13 protein-coding genes and 1 riboswitch are annotated in these 15,947 nt (G+C 48.3%); of the genes, 11 read left to right on the top strand and 2 right to left on the bottom strand.

Annotation, left to right across the window (positions count from 1 at the left end):
- Positions 1–3: 3 nt before the first annotated feature.
- The 6 genes from ACUUHJ_RS09190 to ACUUHJ_RS09215 all read left to right on the top strand — a co-directional run bounded on the left by ACUUHJ_RS09190 (position 4) and on the right by ACUUHJ_RS09215 (position 6,412).
- Positions 4–975: a branched-chain amino acid ABC transporter permease gene (locus ACUUHJ_RS09190; RefSeq protein ID WP_472298740.1), complete on the top strand. Its 972-nt coding sequence runs from the start codon at positions 4–6 to the stop codon at positions 973–975.
- Position 976: 1 nt separating this feature from the next.
- The gene (locus ACUUHJ_RS09195) at positions 977–1,738 is read left to right on the top strand and encodes an ABC transporter ATP-binding protein (protein WP_012685398.1); all 762 of its coding nucleotides are present in this window, start codon (positions 977–979) and stop codon (positions 1,736–1,738) included.
- Between the two features lies 1 nt (position 1,739).
- Positions 1,740–2,453, top strand: a complete 714-nt coding sequence (locus ACUUHJ_RS09200; protein ID WP_142495571.1) for an ABC transporter ATP-binding protein — start codon at positions 1,740–1,742, stop codon at positions 2,451–2,453.
- 124 nt (positions 2,454–2,577) lie between these two features.
- On the top strand, positions 2,578–2,829 hold the full coding sequence (locus ACUUHJ_RS09205; RefSeq protein ID WP_087345418.1) for a DUF2164 domain-containing protein: 252 nt from the start codon (positions 2,578–2,580) through the stop codon (positions 2,827–2,829).
- 38 nt (positions 2,830–2,867) lie between these two features.
- Entirely contained in the window at positions 2,868–4,649 is a 1,782-nt protein-coding gene (uvrC, locus tag ACUUHJ_RS09210) for an excinuclease ABC subunit UvrC (RefSeq protein WP_289677002.1), read from the top strand.
- 102 nt (positions 4,650–4,751) lie between these two features.
- Positions 4,752–4,939: riboswitch (Lysine riboswitch) on the top strand.
- Positions 4,940–5,170: 231 nt separating this feature from the next.
- Positions 5,171–6,412 carry an aspartate kinase gene (locus ACUUHJ_RS09215; protein WP_289677004.1) on the top strand — a complete coding sequence of 414 codons (1,242 nt, stop codon included), beginning with the start codon at positions 5,171–5,173 and terminating at the stop codon, positions 6,410–6,412.
- A gap of 49 nt (positions 6,413–6,461) precedes the next feature.
- On the opposite strand, the gene ACUUHJ_RS09220 is transcribed toward ACUUHJ_RS09215, so the two are convergent.
- A complete protein-coding gene (locus ACUUHJ_RS09220) occupies positions 6,462–6,914 on the bottom strand; it encodes a YslB family protein (protein WP_472298741.1) in 453 nt (150 codons plus the stop codon).
- A 428-nt stretch (positions 6,915–7,342) separates the two neighbouring features.
- Between ACUUHJ_RS09220 and ACUUHJ_RS09225 the strand changes: the two genes are divergently transcribed.
- Genes ACUUHJ_RS09225 through sdhB form a run of 3 tightly spaced genes read left to right on the top strand, consistent with a single transcriptional unit; the run spans position 7,343 to position 10,496 of the window.
- On the top strand, positions 7,343–7,954 hold the full coding sequence (locus ACUUHJ_RS09225) for a succinate dehydrogenase cytochrome b558 subunit (RefSeq protein ID WP_087345430.1): 612 nt from the start codon (positions 7,343–7,345) through the stop codon (positions 7,952–7,954).
- Between the two features lie 19 nt (positions 7,955–7,973).
- A complete protein-coding gene (gene sdhA / locus ACUUHJ_RS09230; protein WP_289677006.1) occupies positions 7,974–9,728 on the top strand; it encodes a succinate dehydrogenase flavoprotein subunit in 1,755 nt (584 codons plus the stop codon).
- 18 nt (positions 9,729–9,746) lie between these two features.
- Positions 9,747–10,496, top strand: coding sequence for a succinate dehydrogenase iron-sulfur subunit (gene sdhB / locus ACUUHJ_RS09235; protein ID WP_289677009.1), 750 nt, complete (start codon positions 9,747–9,749; stop codon positions 10,494–10,496).
- Between the two features lie 572 nt (positions 10,497–11,068).
- On the opposite strand, the gene ACUUHJ_RS09240 is transcribed toward sdhB, so the two are convergent.
- Positions 11,069–11,509, bottom strand: a complete 441-nt coding sequence (locus ACUUHJ_RS09240; RefSeq protein WP_472298742.1) for a MarR family winged helix-turn-helix transcriptional regulator — start codon at positions 11,507–11,509, stop codon at positions 11,069–11,071.
- Between the two features lie 189 nt (positions 11,510–11,698).
- On the opposite strand from ACUUHJ_RS09240, the gene ACUUHJ_RS09245 reads away from it, so the two are divergent.
- Complete coding sequence (locus tag ACUUHJ_RS09245; protein WP_472298743.1) at positions 11,699–15,430, top strand: S8 family serine peptidase; 3,732 nt, start codon at positions 11,699–11,701, stop codon at positions 15,428–15,430.
- Between the two features lie 71 nt (positions 15,431–15,501).
- Complete coding sequence (locus ACUUHJ_RS09250; RefSeq protein ID WP_289677012.1) at positions 15,502–15,900, top strand: hypothetical protein; 399 nt, start codon at positions 15,502–15,504, stop codon at positions 15,898–15,900.
- Positions 15,901–15,947 lie beyond the last annotated feature (47 nt).

Raw genomic sequence — 15,947 nt, forward strand, 5'->3', positions numbered from 1 at the left:
GAGGTGCAGACATTGGACATTCTCAATCCATATAATTTACAGGTACTGACTTTTATCTTGTTAAACAGTATTTTGGCGATCAGTATTTACATTACGCTCTCGACGGGACAGCTTTCCTTGGGACATGCGGGCTTTATGAGCATTGGTGCTTTTACGGCGAGTATTTTGACGAAGCAAGCGGACATGCCACTGTTTATCGCCATCATCATCGGAGGACTGGTGGCAGGGCTGATTGCACTGTTGATCGGTGCTCCGACATTGAAGCTCCACGGCCTGTACCTGGCAATTGCTACGCTTGGCTTTGGTGAAGTGATTCGCGTTATTTTTCTCAATATGGAGATGACAAATGGCGCTCTCGGATTGACCGGACTTCAATCGGTTGGCAATTACTTGTACGATTTTGAAAAAGCACTGGGGGTAAAAGCACAAACCTTTGGCATTTCGGTCATGCAAATGAAGTCATTATCAACCTTTGTGTTTATGCTGCTCCTGTTTGCCTTCATTCTTTTCCTGACGCTGCGTCTGAACCGTTCGCGTCTGGGGCGAGCTTTCGAAGCGATCAAAGCGGATGAAACGGCAGCACGAGCAATGGGATTGCAAGTCAACTATTATAAAATGCTTGCATTTGTGATCGGTTCCATTTTGGCTGGTGTATGTGGAGGGTTGTTCGCCCACATTACGACGACGATTACGCCTGATGATTTTAACTATCATAAAGTAGTCGAAATCTTGTCCTATGCCGTTATTGGCGGCAGTGAAGTGGTTTGGGGGCCGCTATTCGGTGCCTTTGTATTGACAGCACTGCCGGAGGTGCTGCGTGGTTTGGCCGAGTACAAAATGCTCATGTACGGTTTGATCATGGTCGGTGTAATGGCGTTCCGCCCGCATGGCTTGATTGGTGCCGACACGTTCCAAAAGCTGTTCAAGCGTCGTCGGGGCAAGTCATCCGACAAGGAAGCGAAGGGAGGAGTATAAGATGTTGCTGGAACTTGCGAACGTAGGAAAAAGCTTTGGCGGCATCACCGCTCTTCGTGACGTTTCTTTTACTGTCGGGGAGGGTGAGATTGTCGGCTTGATTGGTCCGAATGGTGCGGGGAAAACGACCATTTTCAATATGGCGACGGGCATATTCGAACCAACGACGGGAACCTTTACTTTTGCCGGACAGAAGCTAAATGGAATGGCGCCTAACAAAATTACCGAAATGGGGATTGCAAGGACGTTCCAAAATATTCGCTTATTCGGTCACATGAGTGCGTTGGACAACGTGAAGGTAGGATGTCATTCGCGCATGAAGGCCGGCTTCTGGGCTTCCCTTTTGAAAACATCGGGACAACGTGCGGAAGAAAAGGCGGTGACCAAAAAAGCAGAGGAGCTCCTCGAATTCGTAGGCTTGTCTGACATTGCTGACGTCCGCTCGGATACATTGGCGTACGGTCAACAGCGGCGTCTGGAGATTGCACGGGCACTAGCTACGGAACCAAAACTCTTGCTATTGGACGAACCTGCTGCTGGAATGATCGAGACCGAGACGAAAGCACTCATGGAGCTGGTCAAAAAAATTCGCGATGACGGAACGACTGTTTTGTTGGTCGAACACGATATGGGATTGGTCATGAATCTGTGTGAAAAGGTCGTATGCATCAACTTTGGGGTCAAAATTGCTGACGGCACACCAGCAGAGGTACAAAACAATCCAGATGTGATTGAAGCCTACCTCGGCAAGGAGGACGAATAAGATGCTGAACATACAAAACTTGACGACCTCCTACGGTCAAATCAAGGCGATTCGCGGGATAACGCTGGAAGTGCCGGAGGGCAAAATCGTCTCGCTAATCGGGGCGAATGGAGCGGGCAAAACCACAACTATGCGTACGATCGCAGGTCAACTGAAGCCTGAAGCAGGGACGATTACGTTTTGTGGTCAACGCATAGAGGGTTCGAGACCCCATCAAATCGTAAAAGCCGGACTGGCGTTGGTTCCAGAAGGGCGTGCAATTCTCGGGAAGATGACCGTACTGGAAAACCTGGAGATGGGCGCATTCCAGCGCAACGATGCACAAGGCATCAAGGACGACATGGAGAAGATGATGACGTGGTTCCCCATCCTCAAGGAGCGTCTTTCCCAATTGGGAGGGACGATGTCTGGTGGTCAGCAGCAAATGCTAGCTATTGCCCGCGCATTGATGTCTCGACCGAAGCTGCTGCTTTTGGACGAGCCGTCAATGGGCTTGGCTCCCATTGTGGTGGCAGACATTTTCAAGGTGATCAAAGAAATCAATGCAGAAGGTACGACCGTCCTGATCGTGGAGCAAAATGTCAAGCAGGCCCTCAAAATCGCTGATTACGGGTATGTGCTGGAGGCTGGGCAAATCGTATTGGACGGCACAGGAGTAGCGCTGTTAAACGACGAGCGTGTAAAAGAAGCATATTTGGGCGGTCGCAAACACTAGGTCTGCCTATAAAAACTGTCGCCATGGAATGAGGCGGCAGTTTTTTTCGTATGGATTCCATGGTACTATGAAGGATAGAACGTATATTCTCTTATGATGCGAAATGGGAAGGAAGCCGGATACGATGCCAACCAAATTGACGAGAGAGCAAATGGAATATCTTGTTCATCAAGTACAACGCTATTTTAAAGAAGAACGGTCGGAGACACTCGGCAATTTGGAGACGGAAGAGTTGATTGCCTTTTTTTCAAAAGAGCTCGGCCCCTTCTATTACAATCAAGGGGTGCAAGACAGCCGCAAGCTGCTGATGGAACGGATGAGTTCCTTAGAAGATGAACTGTATGTATTGGAAAAGCCAATCCACAAGAACAAATAGATGCTAGGCAGATATAGAGCAAAGAGGAGGGAGCAGCCATGAACAGCTCCTTAAAAGATAAACTGGCCGTCCTGCCAGATAAACCAGGCTGCTACCTGATGAAAAATGCGAGCGGGGAAATCATTTACGTCGGAAAAGCCAAGGTGCTGAAAAACCGCGTCCGCTCATATTTTACAGGCAGTCATAACGGGAAGACGCAGCTGTTGGTCAGTGAGATCGTGGACTTTGAGTACATTGTGGTATCCTCAGCGATTGAGGCGCTTATCCTCGAGTGCAACCTGATCAAGGAGCACGACCCGCGCTACAATGTCATGCTCCGCGATGATAAGACGTATCCGTACATCAAAATTACGAACGAGGCGCAGCCACGCCTGGAGATTACCCGTAAGGTATTAAAAGATAAAGCCAAGTATTTCGGGCCCTATCCGAATGCCGGAGATGCCTCCGAGGTGAAGAAGCTGCTGGATCGACTCTATCCGTTGCGAAAATGTCGCAATATGCCCAAGCAGGTTTGTCTTTACTACCATTTGGGACAATGTCTTGCGCCCTGTGTGTACGAGGTATCGGCAGAGGAAAACCAGCGTTTGGTGGATCAAATCAGCCAGTTCCTCGATGGTGGTCATGAGGAAATGAAGCAAACCCTCACGGAAAAAATGCTGCAAGCCGCAGAAAACATGGAGTTCGAACGAGCTAAGGAATATCGTGATCAGATCAAGAGCATCGAAGCCGTAATGGAGAAGCAGAAGATCACGTTCACCGATACGATAGACCGCGACATTATCGGGTTTGCCGTGGAAAAAGGCTGGATGTGCATCCAGGTGTTTTATATGCGAAAAGGGAAGATGATCGAGCGTCAGACGACTTCCTTTCCATACTATGGAAGCGAAACCGAGGACTTCATGTCTTATGTGAGCCAGTTCTACTTCGACAAGCAAAATGCGCTGCCAAAAGAAATACTGCTCCCGCAAGAGAGTGAACCGGAGCTTTTGGCTGAGTGGTTGGGCATCAAAGTCCATGCTCCGAAAAGAGGCAAAAAGCATGAGCTCGTGAAGATGGCTACCGAGAATGCCCGTATTGCTTTGCAGGAGAAGTTCGCGCTGATGTCCAAGGACGATGCTCGTACGGTCCAAGCAGTACACAATCTCGGTCACATTTTAGGGATTCCGGTTCCTCATCGAATTGAAGCGTTTGACAACTCCAATATTCAGGGAACAGAGCCAGTGTCTGCGATGATTGTGTTTACAGACGGCCGCCCTGACAAAAAGGAATACCGCAAATTCAAGATCAAAACCGTAGAGGGACCAGATGATTACGGCTCCATGCGCGAAGTCGTTCGCCGTCGTTACTCTCGTCTGCTGAAAGAAAACCAGCCAATGCCCGACCTGATTGTGATCGATGGTGGTAAAGGCCAAATCAGTGCAGCTATGGACGTGCTGGAAAACGAGCTAGGTCTCTATATTCCTGTCTGTGGTCTGGCGAAAGATGAGAAGCACCGCACTGCTCAGCTCATGTACGGAGATCCGCCAGAGCCTGTAAATCTTAGACGTGATAGCTATGAATTTTATTTGTTGCAGCGTATCCAGGATGAAGTCCACCGTTTTGTTATTACGTTCCACAGACAATCCCGGACAAAAACAATGCTTTCCTCGCAGTTGGATGAGATCCCGGGTATTGGTGAAAAGCGGCGGAAGCTGTTGTTCTCTCATTTTGGCTCGTTGAAAAAAATGCGCGAGGCGACCGTTGAGGACTTCCGCCAATTGGGAATCGGCGACAAGCTGGCAAAAGAAATCATCGGGCATCTGCGCAAGCTGGACACATAGCCAGTGTGACTTTTTAAACAAGCTCTAAAAAGGAATTGATCCATTTTTAGACTCATGATATAATCCGATTCAAACAGAATAGTTAGCCTCACTTCCATTATGGAGTGAGGTAGAGGCGCGAAAACCAAGAGTACCACCCTGAGATCGGGTATCTGTGAAGGGGACGGGAAAGGGGAATTCGCCGAAGTATGGGGGGAAACCCGCTTTTCTCCATGCTGGGTCTGCGTTGAACAAATGCAGGACTGTCATCTGCACAATGACCAATTGTCAGATGGAGAGCTATCTCACGGTGTGTCAATGTGAGTTTTGATGGTGATAACTGTCAATCTTCGTTGTCCGCGTGTATTGGGAGGGAGGAACCGGTATGTCGAAACAGTAGGCAGCGGCAGGTCTTATTCCTTGTCGGTGCCTTTTTTGTAAAATAAAAATGCAAGACTTTTCCTTATAGAGAGAATAGTGAAAAACCATACGATACGAGATAAATACCAATATTGGATATGAGAAAAAGGGAGAGAAGCCGCATGGGGTTGATCGTGCAGAAATACGGAGGCACCTCTGTAGGTACCATTGAGCGAATTTTACGAGTTGCGGATCGAATTATCAGCTATAAAGAGGAAGGGCATGATGTGGTAGTTGTTGTTTCTGCAATGGGGAAATCTACTGACGTGTTGGTAGACATGGCCAAGCAGATTAGCGCATACCCATCCGAGCGTGAAATGGATATGCTGCTGACCACGGGGGAGCAGGTATCGATCGCGCTTTTGTCGATGGCCTTGCATACAAAAGGCTACGATGCCATTTCTCTTACGGGCTGGCAAGCTGGAATCACCACAGAGGCGATTCACGGAAGAGCACGGATCAAGCAGATTAATCCAGAGCGGATTCAATCTGAGCTCGGTCGTGGTCGTGTGGTGATCGTGGCAGGATTCCAAGGGATCAGTGACGAAGGGGAAATTACGACGCTCGGCCGCGGTGGATCGGATACATCTGCGGTTACACTTGCAGCCAGCTTGAACGCTGAGAAATGCGAAATCTTTACAGACGTGTCCGGGGTGTATACAGCTGATCCGCGAATGGTTCCAGCTGCGAGCAAGCTGGATACGATCTCGTATGATGAGATGCTGGAGCTGGCGAACCTCGGTGCAGGGGTTCTTCATCCTAGGTCAGTAGAGGCTGCGAAAAAATACAAGGTAAGGCTGGTCGTCCGCTCTAGCTTTACTGCCGAAGATGGTACGTACGTTGAGGAGGTTGCCAACATGGAAACAGGAAGAGTAGTAAGTGGAGTTGCACACGATGAAGATGTAGCCAAAATCACGGTTGTCGGCATGCCTGCCAAGGTCGGGACGCTCTCCCGTCTGTTCAATACGCTGGCGGACAATCAAGTGAACGTCGATATTATTATCCAAAGCTCTTATGATGCTACTGTTACAAATATTTCTTTCACAGTTGCAGCAGATGACCTGAAAAAAGCACTGGATACGCTGGACAGAAACAAAAACGAGCTTGGCTTTGAAAAAGTCGATTTCGAGGAAAGCTTGACCAAAGTATCCATTGTTGGCTCTGGAATGATCAACAATCCAGGGGTAGCTGCCGAAATGTTCCGCGTTCTGGCAGAAAAAGAAATTTCTATTAAAATGGTATCAACTTCTGATATCAAGGTTTCTTGCGTCATTCCAGCAGCTTTGACAGAGCTGGCTGTTCGCAGTCTTCATTCGGCCTATGGTCTGGATGTTGAGGAAACCGCGGTTGTGCACGGAGTATAAAAAGATAGATGCTCCCTCTCCCTTCTTATAGGTAGAGGGGGCATTTTGTTCATGGCGCCACTTGTACAGAGATGCGTATGTCCGAAGGGCTTTCCATTTCGATTTTGCTGAACGCTTCTTTTTCTTTCCACTGCTCAATCATACCCGCGATGATCCCGGCTTCAAAGGAAAGACTGCATCCTAGTCTTTCTATAGACTGATAGCTAAAAATGGAATGAGTGAGTGAATAGACGATCGTTTGCCCGTTCTCCTCCAGGACGTCTAGCTGGCCTAATCCAAGCCGAATAAAAGGCATAATCGGGCCTGTTGCAGATTGAATGGGGATTTGGCGGCCCATATTTTTTCCTATCCAATAGAGTATATGGTTTTCGCTATCGCCTAGCAGGGTGCTAGTAAGCGTTTCGCGTAGGAGATGATAGCCAAGATAGGGCATATTCATTCTCTCTGCGTAGGGAATGGTCTCTGTCGGCAACAGTGCTGCAAGCTGATCCTTCTCTTTCATATGTGCTTCCCTCCTGTCTTTACTAGATTATGAGGAGGGACACGCATTCATGACATCGGAATAGAAAAAATAGCTGGACTAAACAAAGTTATTCTATCAATGTATTTAGTACATTGATTGTCTTGACGCTCTGTGTCGACAAGAGTACAATTGGATTTGGTCATAGTTTTGCCCAACTTTTTCTCGTATTTTGACACATTCCGACAAATTCATTTGATCTAGTGAACGCAGTCATTTGGTGAACAGCGTCAAGATCCCGTTCATAAAATGATCGTGGTGGTTTTGCTATGTCTAATGGGTGAGGCAATGGGTTAGGATATTGGGGAAAGGTCTATCAAAACGGTCGAAGCCGTTTTGGACCGCTTGCGGTGATGCTTGACGTTTTTCACAAAATTGAGAGTTACATACATTGAAAGGGGGACCATTGTATGGCGAAAGGCCATAGCTTTCTCAGTCACAAGCTCCACTCACTTCTTGGTTTGTTTCCGATCGGGCTCTTCCTGCTGTTTCACTTGACAGCCAACTACCAAGCGACCCGTGGAGCCGAAGCTTTTAATCAAACAGTTGGTTTGATTGAAAATGTTCCATTCGTATTGGTGCTTGAATTTGTTTTCATCTACCTCCCGATCCTGTTTCACGCTGTTTACGGTATTTACATTGCGTTCCAAGCAAAGCAAAACGTAGGGAACTTCGGTTACTTCCGAAACCAAATGTTCTTGTGGCAACGCGTTACAGGAGTCATTACCCTCATTTTTATCGTTTGGCACGTCTGGGAAACCCGCATCCAAAAAGCAATGGGTGCACATGTGGATTTTGACATGATGGCAAATATTTTGAGCAGTCCTGCAATGATCGTATTCTACACAATCGGGATTATTAGCACGACGTTCCACTTCTCCAACGGACTGTGGTCGTTCCTGGTTCACTGGGGAATTACAGTTGGGCCGCGTTCCCAGCGCATTGCAACATTCCTGACTTTGGGCGTATTCGTAATTGTGACCTTCATCGGCTTGCGTGCGATGTCGGCTTTCATTTTGTAGGGATAGGGGGACAAAACACATGGCAAAAGGTAAACTGATCATTGTCGGTGGAGGTTTGGCCGGCTTGATGGCTACCATCAAAGCAGCAGAAAAAGGCGTTCCTGTTCAGCTGTTCTCCCTGGTTCCGGTAAAACGTTCCCACTCTGTCTGTGCGCAGGGCGGTATTAACGGAGCGGTAAATACCAAAGGGGAAGGCGACTCCACATGGGAGCACTTCGACGATACAGTATATGGCGGAGACTTCTTGGCAAACCAACCGCCAGTTAAAGCAATGTGCGATGCAGCACCTGGCATCATTTATATGTTGGACCGTATGGGCGTTATGTTTAACCGTACGCCAGAAGGTCTGTTGGACTTCCGTCGTTTCGGGGGAACCAAGCATCACCGTACCGCTTTTGCGGGTGCGACAACTGGACAACAGCTTTTGTACGCATTGGACGAACAAGTACGCCGTTATGAAGCTGAAGGTCTGGTAACCAAGTACGAATATTGGGATTTCCTCGGAGCCGTTTTGGACGATACAGGAACCTGTCGCGGGATTACTGCACAGAACATGCGTTCCGGTGAAATTCAATCCTTCCGTGCGGATGCCGTTATTTTGGCAACAGGCGGACCTGGTATCATCTTCGGTAAATCGACGAACTCGATTATCAATACTGGTACAGCAGCATCTGCGGCGTATCAACAAGGGGTTATCTACTCCAATGGTGAGATGATCCAAATTCACCCAACTGCAATCCCGGGCGACGACAAGCTGCGTCTGATGTCCGAGTCTGCTCGTGGTGAGGGTGGTCGTGTATGGACGTACAGAGACGGTAAGCCTTGGTACTTCCTGGAAGATAAATACCCTGCTTACGGAAACCTGGTTCCGCGTGACATCGCGACTCGCGAAATCTTCTCTGTTTGCGTAGATATGAAGCTGGGTATCAACGGCGAAAACATGGTATACCTCGACCTGTCCCACAAAGATCCAAAAGAACTGGATGTAAAATTGGGCGGTATTATCGAGATTTACGAAAAATTCGTTGGGGATGACCCACGTAAAGTTCCAATGAAGATTTTCCCTGCGGTTCACTACTCCATGGGTGGTATGTGGGTAGACTACAACCAAATGACCAATATCCCTGGTTTGTTTGCAGCAGGTGAGTGCGATTACTCTCAGCACGGTGCAAACCGTTTGGGTGCGAACTCCCTCTTGTCCGCGATCTATGGTGGTATGGTAGCAGGTCCAAAAGCGATCGAGTACATCAAAGGTTTGAACAAATCCTCTGATGACCTGTCTTCCACGCTCTTTGACAGCTTCACAAGCAAAGAGCAAGCGAAATACGACAGCATCCTGAAAATGGACGGAACAGAAAATGCTTACCTGATCCACAAGGAACTGGGTGAGTGGATGACTGACAACGTAACGGTAGTACGTTACAACGACCGTCTGCAAAAAACGGATGATAAGATCGTTGAACTGATGGAACGCTACAAGAAAATCAACATCAACGATACGAATAAATGGAGCAACTCTGGTGCGGCGTTTACCCGTCATCTGTGGAACATGCTCGCACTGTCCCGCGCGATCACAATCGGTGCGCTCAAGCGCGACGAGAGCCGCGGTGCTCACTACAAGCCTGACTTCCCTGAGCGTGATGACGAAAACTTCATGAAGACGACAATGGCGAAGTTCAATGCTGAAACGACTGCGCCTGAAATCTACTATGAAGACATCGACGTATCCCTGATCGCACCACGTAAACGTGACTATACGTCTGACAAGAAATAAGAGAGGAGGAAACTGATCATGGCAGAAAAATTGATTCATTTGATTATCACTCGTCAAGATGGCCCTGACAGCACTCCGTACAAGGAAGAGTTCAAAATCCCTTACCGTCCTGGTATGAACGTGATCAGTGCTTTGATGGAGATCCAACGTAATCCACTCAACGCACAAGGTCAAAAAACGTCTCCAGTAAACTGGGAATCGAACTGCTTGGAAGAAGTATGCGGTGCGTGCTCGATGGTTATTAACGGAAGACCGCGTCAAGCGTGCTCGGCACTGGTAGATAAACTGGAACAGCCGATCCGTCTTGAGCCAATGAGCACCTTCCCTGTACAGCGTGACTTGTCGATTGACCGCAGCCGCATGTTCGATGCGCTGAAGCGCGTAAAAGCGTGGGTTCCAATCGATGGTACGCATGATCTGGGACCTGGTCCTCGCATGCCGGAAGTGGAGCGTCAATGGGCGTACGAGCTTTCGAAGTGCATGACGTGCGGTGTTTGCTTGGAAGCTTGCCCGAACGTGAATGCGAAGTCTGACTTCATCGGTCCGTTCGCAATTTCGCAGGTTCGTCTGTTCAACCAGCACCCAACGGGTATGATGAACAAGCATGAGCGTCTGGAAGCTTTGATGGAAGATGGCGGTATCGGTGATTGCGGTAACTCGCAAAACTGCGTACAAGCATGTCCAAAAGGCATTCCGCTGACAACCTCGATCGCTCACATGAACAAAGAAACAACCAAACATGCAGTGAAGAAGTTCTTCTTCTCCTAATTGTTTGCAATAGAAAAGGCGTGCACCGGTGATCCGGAATGCACGCCTTTTTTTCATGTCGCTGTAGTGGAGAGAAGAATATTTCCAGACTAGGCTCCAGGCTCCGTCCTGCTGGGGGTTGAGACTGTCCGCTCCGAAGGGATTCGCGGGGAAACGCAAAACTGGTAGCCGCTACTTCGCGTGGGCACGGTTGCGTTTCTATTGCCCGCGAATCCCTTCTCCGCTCGGTAGGACTCCACAAGTCGCTACGTCTGGAAATATTCTTCTCTGTCGTAACTGAGGACATTTCTTCAATTCTTTTAAATCTTTAAAAGCCCGTTTAAATAGGGAAAGATCGTAGAGGAAACAGGAGAAAACAGCGAAGATCTTAGGGACACCGACCGAGACGCAATGCAAAAAGCGAAACACGCTCTTATCGGCCACCTCTGAAAAACATCCTGAGGATACCACTTTGGCCGCGGTTTAGCTTTTTGCATGGAGTCGTGCAGTCAATCCCCCAGGGGGTGGCCCTAGAATCTGAGCGTTTTCTCCTGTTTCCTCCCCACCACAATATCAACGTACAAGGAGTTTATTCAATTCGTCTCGATAACCGCCGCCATCGCCAGCTTTTCAAAGATGCTGACGAACTGCTGGAGTTCATCCTCACTAAGGTGAGAAAACATTTTATTTAGTTGTTCTCTCCGATTCTGCTTGGCTACTTGCAGAATTTTTTTGCCAGAATCACGCAAGCTAATGTAAACAACTCGGCGATCCTCCTCATCACGATCACGGGCGACGAAGCCGTGTTTATCCAATCGGTCGACCATTGCTGTGATTGCGCTTGGTTTGACTCCCATTGATTCAGCCAACTCTCCAACCGTGCATTTCTCCTTCTGTTCCAACTGATAAAGAATGTAGAACTGAGGGCCGGTTAAACCAGAGACAGGTTCGGCTAATTGTGTTCCCATCGTGCGCATAATGGTACGAAACGCCTCCTGCAAGCGCTCAAGCGTATCTGTAGAGGGGGAGGGCATGCTCGTATCATCTCCTTATTTGATCTATTTCTTCGTAAAAGGGAATATTTGATATGCAATATTTAACGCAATTAAATATTGGCTGAAATTACTTCGTTTGTCAACCTTCGATAAAAGAAGGGAATACCCAAGCCATTCCTAGTGAAAACTGAAAACATAATGGAATGACTTCCAGCAAGGAGGCAAACGATGAAGAAAAAGGTATGCAGCATTGGATTGATATTGGCTTTGCTTCCCGCAACGACTGTCAGCACAACAGCGTTTGAAGGAACGGCGACCATTCGTACGCAGATTTTGCAGGATCTCGCGGAAATGCACGAGCCATTACATACAGGCAAGGCGGGCAAGGAATATAAAACGACGGCAGATGAATGGCAACGACAAGAACTGCTACTGCGAGGTGAGCAATTAAAATCTGCACCAGTCGATTCGCTGGAAATGATTGAGGCGACTAAGGCTTGGGAGGAAGCGGGGGTAAAAGGGGAAGGGATGCTCGTTTCGGTGATCGATACGGGAATTAATCCGCGCCACCCCGATTTACCTGCCCCGCATGATAAGCGTTCAGCCATGCAAAAGTCAGGCTCTTCCCAGAAGGTGATTCCTGGCTTTAACTGGGCTGACCGTACACAAACAACGGAAGACGTATCGGAATCTCAGCACGGTATCCATGTTGCGGGAATTATTGGTGCGAACGGAAAAGTAAAAGGGGTTGCACCTGAAGCCCAGCTCATCAGCCAAAAAGTGTTTTCCAATTATCAAAACGAGGTTCCTGGGCTAGGTGAATCGATTTTATTTGCGATCAATGATTCCATTACGAAAAAAGCAGATGTCATCAATTTGAGTCTCGGTTCCTCAGCGGGTTATGTGGATGAAACAAATGTGGAGCAAATGGCAGTAAAGCGAGCAGTCGATAATGGGATCGTAGTAGTGGCAGCCGCCGGCAATGATGCGTATTTCGGCAGTGATAAGGTACGAGCACAGAATCCGGATATCGCTATGATCGGTTCTCCAGGCTTGAGTCCTGATGCGTTTTCGGTTGCTTCTATTAACGCAACAGCACTGGCCGGCTATAGCTTCACGGTGCAAGGGGTACCTGGTATGGAGAAAGTTGTGTATTTATCGGGCTATGTGGAAGGCGGGGGTGCAATAAACCCAGTCATGACGCTGATGAAGCCGTATCCGCTCGTCTATATGGGGAAAGGGAAGAAGGAAGACTACAATGTTTCCGTAAAAGATAAAGTCGTATTGCTCGAGCGAGGCGACATTTCATTCGACGAAAAGCTACGTCTCGCCAAAGAAGCAGGGGCTGTTGGTGCTGTCATCTATAACAATGAAATGGGACCCCTGATTATCAGTGCGGAGCATGCCAAACAAATCCCGGCTGTTTCTATTTTGAAGCACATGGGCGAGCAAATGGCACAAGCGATTAAAAAAGGCAAGAAAGTGACGGTCTCCTTTAACGGTGAATATGGACAAAATCCAATGCCATATCCCGACGGAGGAACAATCTCGGCTTTTTCATCATGGGGACCAACGCCCGATTTGCAGTTCAAGCCAGAGATTGCAGCTCCAGGCGGGGGCATCCTGTCACTCACGCGAGAGTCTGAATATGCCGTGAAAAGTGGCACCTCAATGGCAACGCCACATGTGGCAGGCGGGATGGCATTGCTGAAGCAAGGCTATCTCAAGCAAGGGCGGAACCTGCAAGGCAGATCGCTTGTCGATACGTTAAAGGCTGCGGCCATGAATACAGCAGAACCGATTATCGATCCGCAAATCAGCGTACCAGCAGCGGATAAAGAGAAAGCAAAAAAAGTACCTTACAGTCCTCGGGTTCAAGGGGCAGGGTTGATGCAAACCGCAAAAGCGATCAAGACTCCAGCCATCGTTGTGACTGCAAAAGGAAAAGCAGGCGTCTCGTTAGGCGAGATTGGGAATTCAACGACCTTTTCTCTGTTTATTAATAACAAGTTTGGCAAAAAGCCGATTACGTATCAGTTGCAAAATGAGTTTGGTGTCTTGACTGACTTGCGCAAGAATGGGCTCAACATGCTGACCGATACTCTTTTCGAGGGGGCAGAACTGCAATTTTCCGCCCCGAAGATTACCGTTGCGCCAGGGAAGCTAGAGGAAGTGAAGGTAACGCTCACGATTCCGCCAGGCTCCGCACGCAATCAATTTGCAGAAGGATTTATTTCCTTTCAACCAGATGATAAAGAGCTACCTACGTTGCGCACGCCGTTTTATGGGTTTTACGGTGATTGGGATGAGCCAAGGATCATGGATCAGCCCGTATGGGAGGCAGAAAGTCAGGAAAAACGAACAGGTGTCAAGACGAGCTGGTATCACGATAAACGCAATGACAAGTGGCGCTATCGGGATTATCTAGGAGTGACAGGTGTCAAAGCCGATGGCGGTGCGAAAATCGACCCCAATCATATCGCCTTTTCGCCAAACGGGGATGGGCATTACGATGTCGCTGCTCCTTCGATTACATTTTTGCGCAATGCCCGTCATATTATCGTCGAAGTAACCGATCAGTCAGGCAAGCCGATTCGCACTCTTGTGCGCGATGAAAAGGTGAGCAAGTTCGACCAGTCCAAGCTAGGGACGCCATACTATTATACGGAAAGGGAAGCGTGGAGCTGGGACGGAAAGATCTTTTCACCGCAAAAAGGGGCCTACATACAGGCACCTGATGGACAGTACCACTTCTCTATTAAGGCCAAAATAGACGACCGCAATGCAAATTGGCAATCGATGACCCTCCCCATCCGCGTGGATACAAAAGCTCCTGTGATTACAGCTTCTGTGTCAGGTAACCGGGTTCAATGGAGTAGCCGTGATAAAGATATCCAGGCCTATTTCCTTTATGTAAACGGAAAAAGGGTAGGAGGCCCCTATTCTCCAAAAGTGTCCAGCACACTCATTAATCAGCCGGATAAAAAAATGAGTGTGGTAGCGCATGATTACGCGGGGAATATCAGTGTGGCACATATAAACGGGAAAAGCGACAGCACCCCGCCATTTGTGGAGTTCCCGGATGATTTGTTTCCTTATTTGAAAATATCCAAGCAGCCAGATGTGGCCTTCAGGGGCAAAGTGACAGGCGAGGATATGATGGACAGGGTGCGCTTGTCGATTAACAAAACGCCTGTAAAGCTGGCGACGGATGGCTCCTTTGAAAGCATCCTGCGATTAACGGAAGGTCTCAACTATGTGATGTACAGTGCAATGGATATGTATGGAAACAAGCGCCAATTCACGCAGCGGGTCATCGTTGATACGAGCCCTCCGATATTGCAATTGCTAAACGATGGTAGCGAAGACGTACAGTTCGATCCAGCAACCAAGAACATGCTCGTTCCGGTCCGTTTCCTATACAGAGATCAAACATACAAAGGTCAAGTAAGCATCAATGGGCAAATCGTGTCCTACTTTGAAGAAGAGCAATTGGAAATCCCTGCACAAAAATACGTAACGCAAATTTTGAACATGAAGCAGGGAGAAAATCGCATTTTGCTCGAAGGGAAAGACGGGGCAGGCAATCAAAGCATGTTGCTGGTGTATGCGTATGTCGATGCCAATTCAGGGGCGGTCGTCATAAGTAATGGCGAGCAGCGTATATCCTACAAGGCGCGAACAGTGCCAGCACCGACGATCCAGCTACCGAACAAACAGCTAGAAGGGCAGGAAGGTGAAGCGCTGCCCATCGAAGGGAAAGTGACAGGTGCTGGTGCTGTTAACCTCCAAATCAACTATGGATCAAAAAGCTTTCAGACCAACGCGAATGATCAAGGGCTATTTCGCTTGGTGCTTCATGAGGTAGAGGAAGGCAAGCAAAAAGTGACGGTTGTTGCCACCGATGCGCTGGGGAGGGAAGCCCGAGCGGAGATGAACGTCGTCGGAAAGAAGAAATAGGGTAGCGGGCCCGTCAGTAGCAGATAAACAGCTATTGCCGGGCCAAATTTTTTTTTGGAGGATACTATTCGATGTTTTACCACGGGATCAATTGGGAATATGTTACGAGAGAGTACCCGGTGCTCTCACCAAGAAGGACAGCCAAAAGGAAACGTGGGGCAGAGCAATTGTTGGATCGCATTCATCTGATCGAACAATTCGGTTTGGAACCCGTTCATTTGCTTGAGGCCGACGAGGATTACGATGAAGTCCGCTGTATACAGGAATGTTTGGCATTTGGAGATACTGTTTTTGCCTTTGATCGAGTCCAGCTTCCGATGTGGCAATTGAGTACACATGAGATTGGTGTAGAGATAGTAGACTTGCGAACGTGTACGGCCATCTATACCATTGGTCATGAGACAAAAGTAGAGGAATATTTTCCTGGTAAACCTTGTTTCCGTGACCTTATACCCAGGAAGTTTTCGTAATCCTATTGCATCTGCCAAAAATCGACATTATGATAGTCCTATACGAG

The sequence above is a fragment of the Brevibacillus schisleri genome, from assembly GCF_055685845.1.

Coding starts and splice junctions, on each gene's coding strand:
- sdhA (WP_289677006.1), top strand. CDS start 7,974: ATGGCAAAAGGTAAACTGATCATTGTCGGTGGAGGTTTGGCCGGCTTG.
- ACUUHJ_RS09200 (WP_142495571.1), top strand. CDS start 1,740: ATGCTGAACATACAAAACTTGACGACCTCCTACGGTCAAATCAAGGCG.
- ACUUHJ_RS09220 (WP_472298741.1), bottom strand. CDS start 6,914: ATGAAAGAGAAGGATCAGCTTGCAGCACTGTTGCCGACAGAGACCATT.
- uvrC (WP_289677002.1), top strand. CDS start 2,868: ATGAACAGCTCCTTAAAAGATAAACTGGCCGTCCTGCCAGATAAACCA.
- ACUUHJ_RS09245 (WP_472298743.1), top strand. CDS start 11,699: ATGAAGAAAAAGGTATGCAGCATTGGATTGATATTGGCTTTGCTTCCC.
- ACUUHJ_RS09240 (WP_472298742.1), bottom strand. CDS start 11,509: ATGCCCTCCCCCTCTACAGATACGCTTGAGCGCTTGCAGGAGGCGTTT.
- ACUUHJ_RS09205 (WP_087345418.1), top strand. CDS start 2,578: ATGCCAACCAAATTGACGAGAGAGCAAATGGAATATCTTGTTCATCAA.
- ACUUHJ_RS09195 (WP_012685398.1), top strand. CDS start 977: ATGTTGCTGGAACTTGCGAACGTAGGAAAAAGCTTTGGCGGCATCACC.
- sdhB (WP_289677009.1), top strand. CDS start 9,747: ATGGCAGAAAAATTGATTCATTTGATTATCACTCGTCAAGATGGCCCT.
- ACUUHJ_RS09250 (WP_289677012.1), top strand. CDS start 15,502: ATGTTTTACCACGGGATCAATTGGGAATATGTTACGAGAGAGTACCCG.
- ACUUHJ_RS09215 (WP_289677004.1), top strand. CDS start 5,171: ATGGGGTTGATCGTGCAGAAATACGGAGGCACCTCTGTAGGTACCATT.
- ACUUHJ_RS09225 (WP_087345430.1), top strand. CDS start 7,343: ATGGCGAAAGGCCATAGCTTTCTCAGTCACAAGCTCCACTCACTTCTT.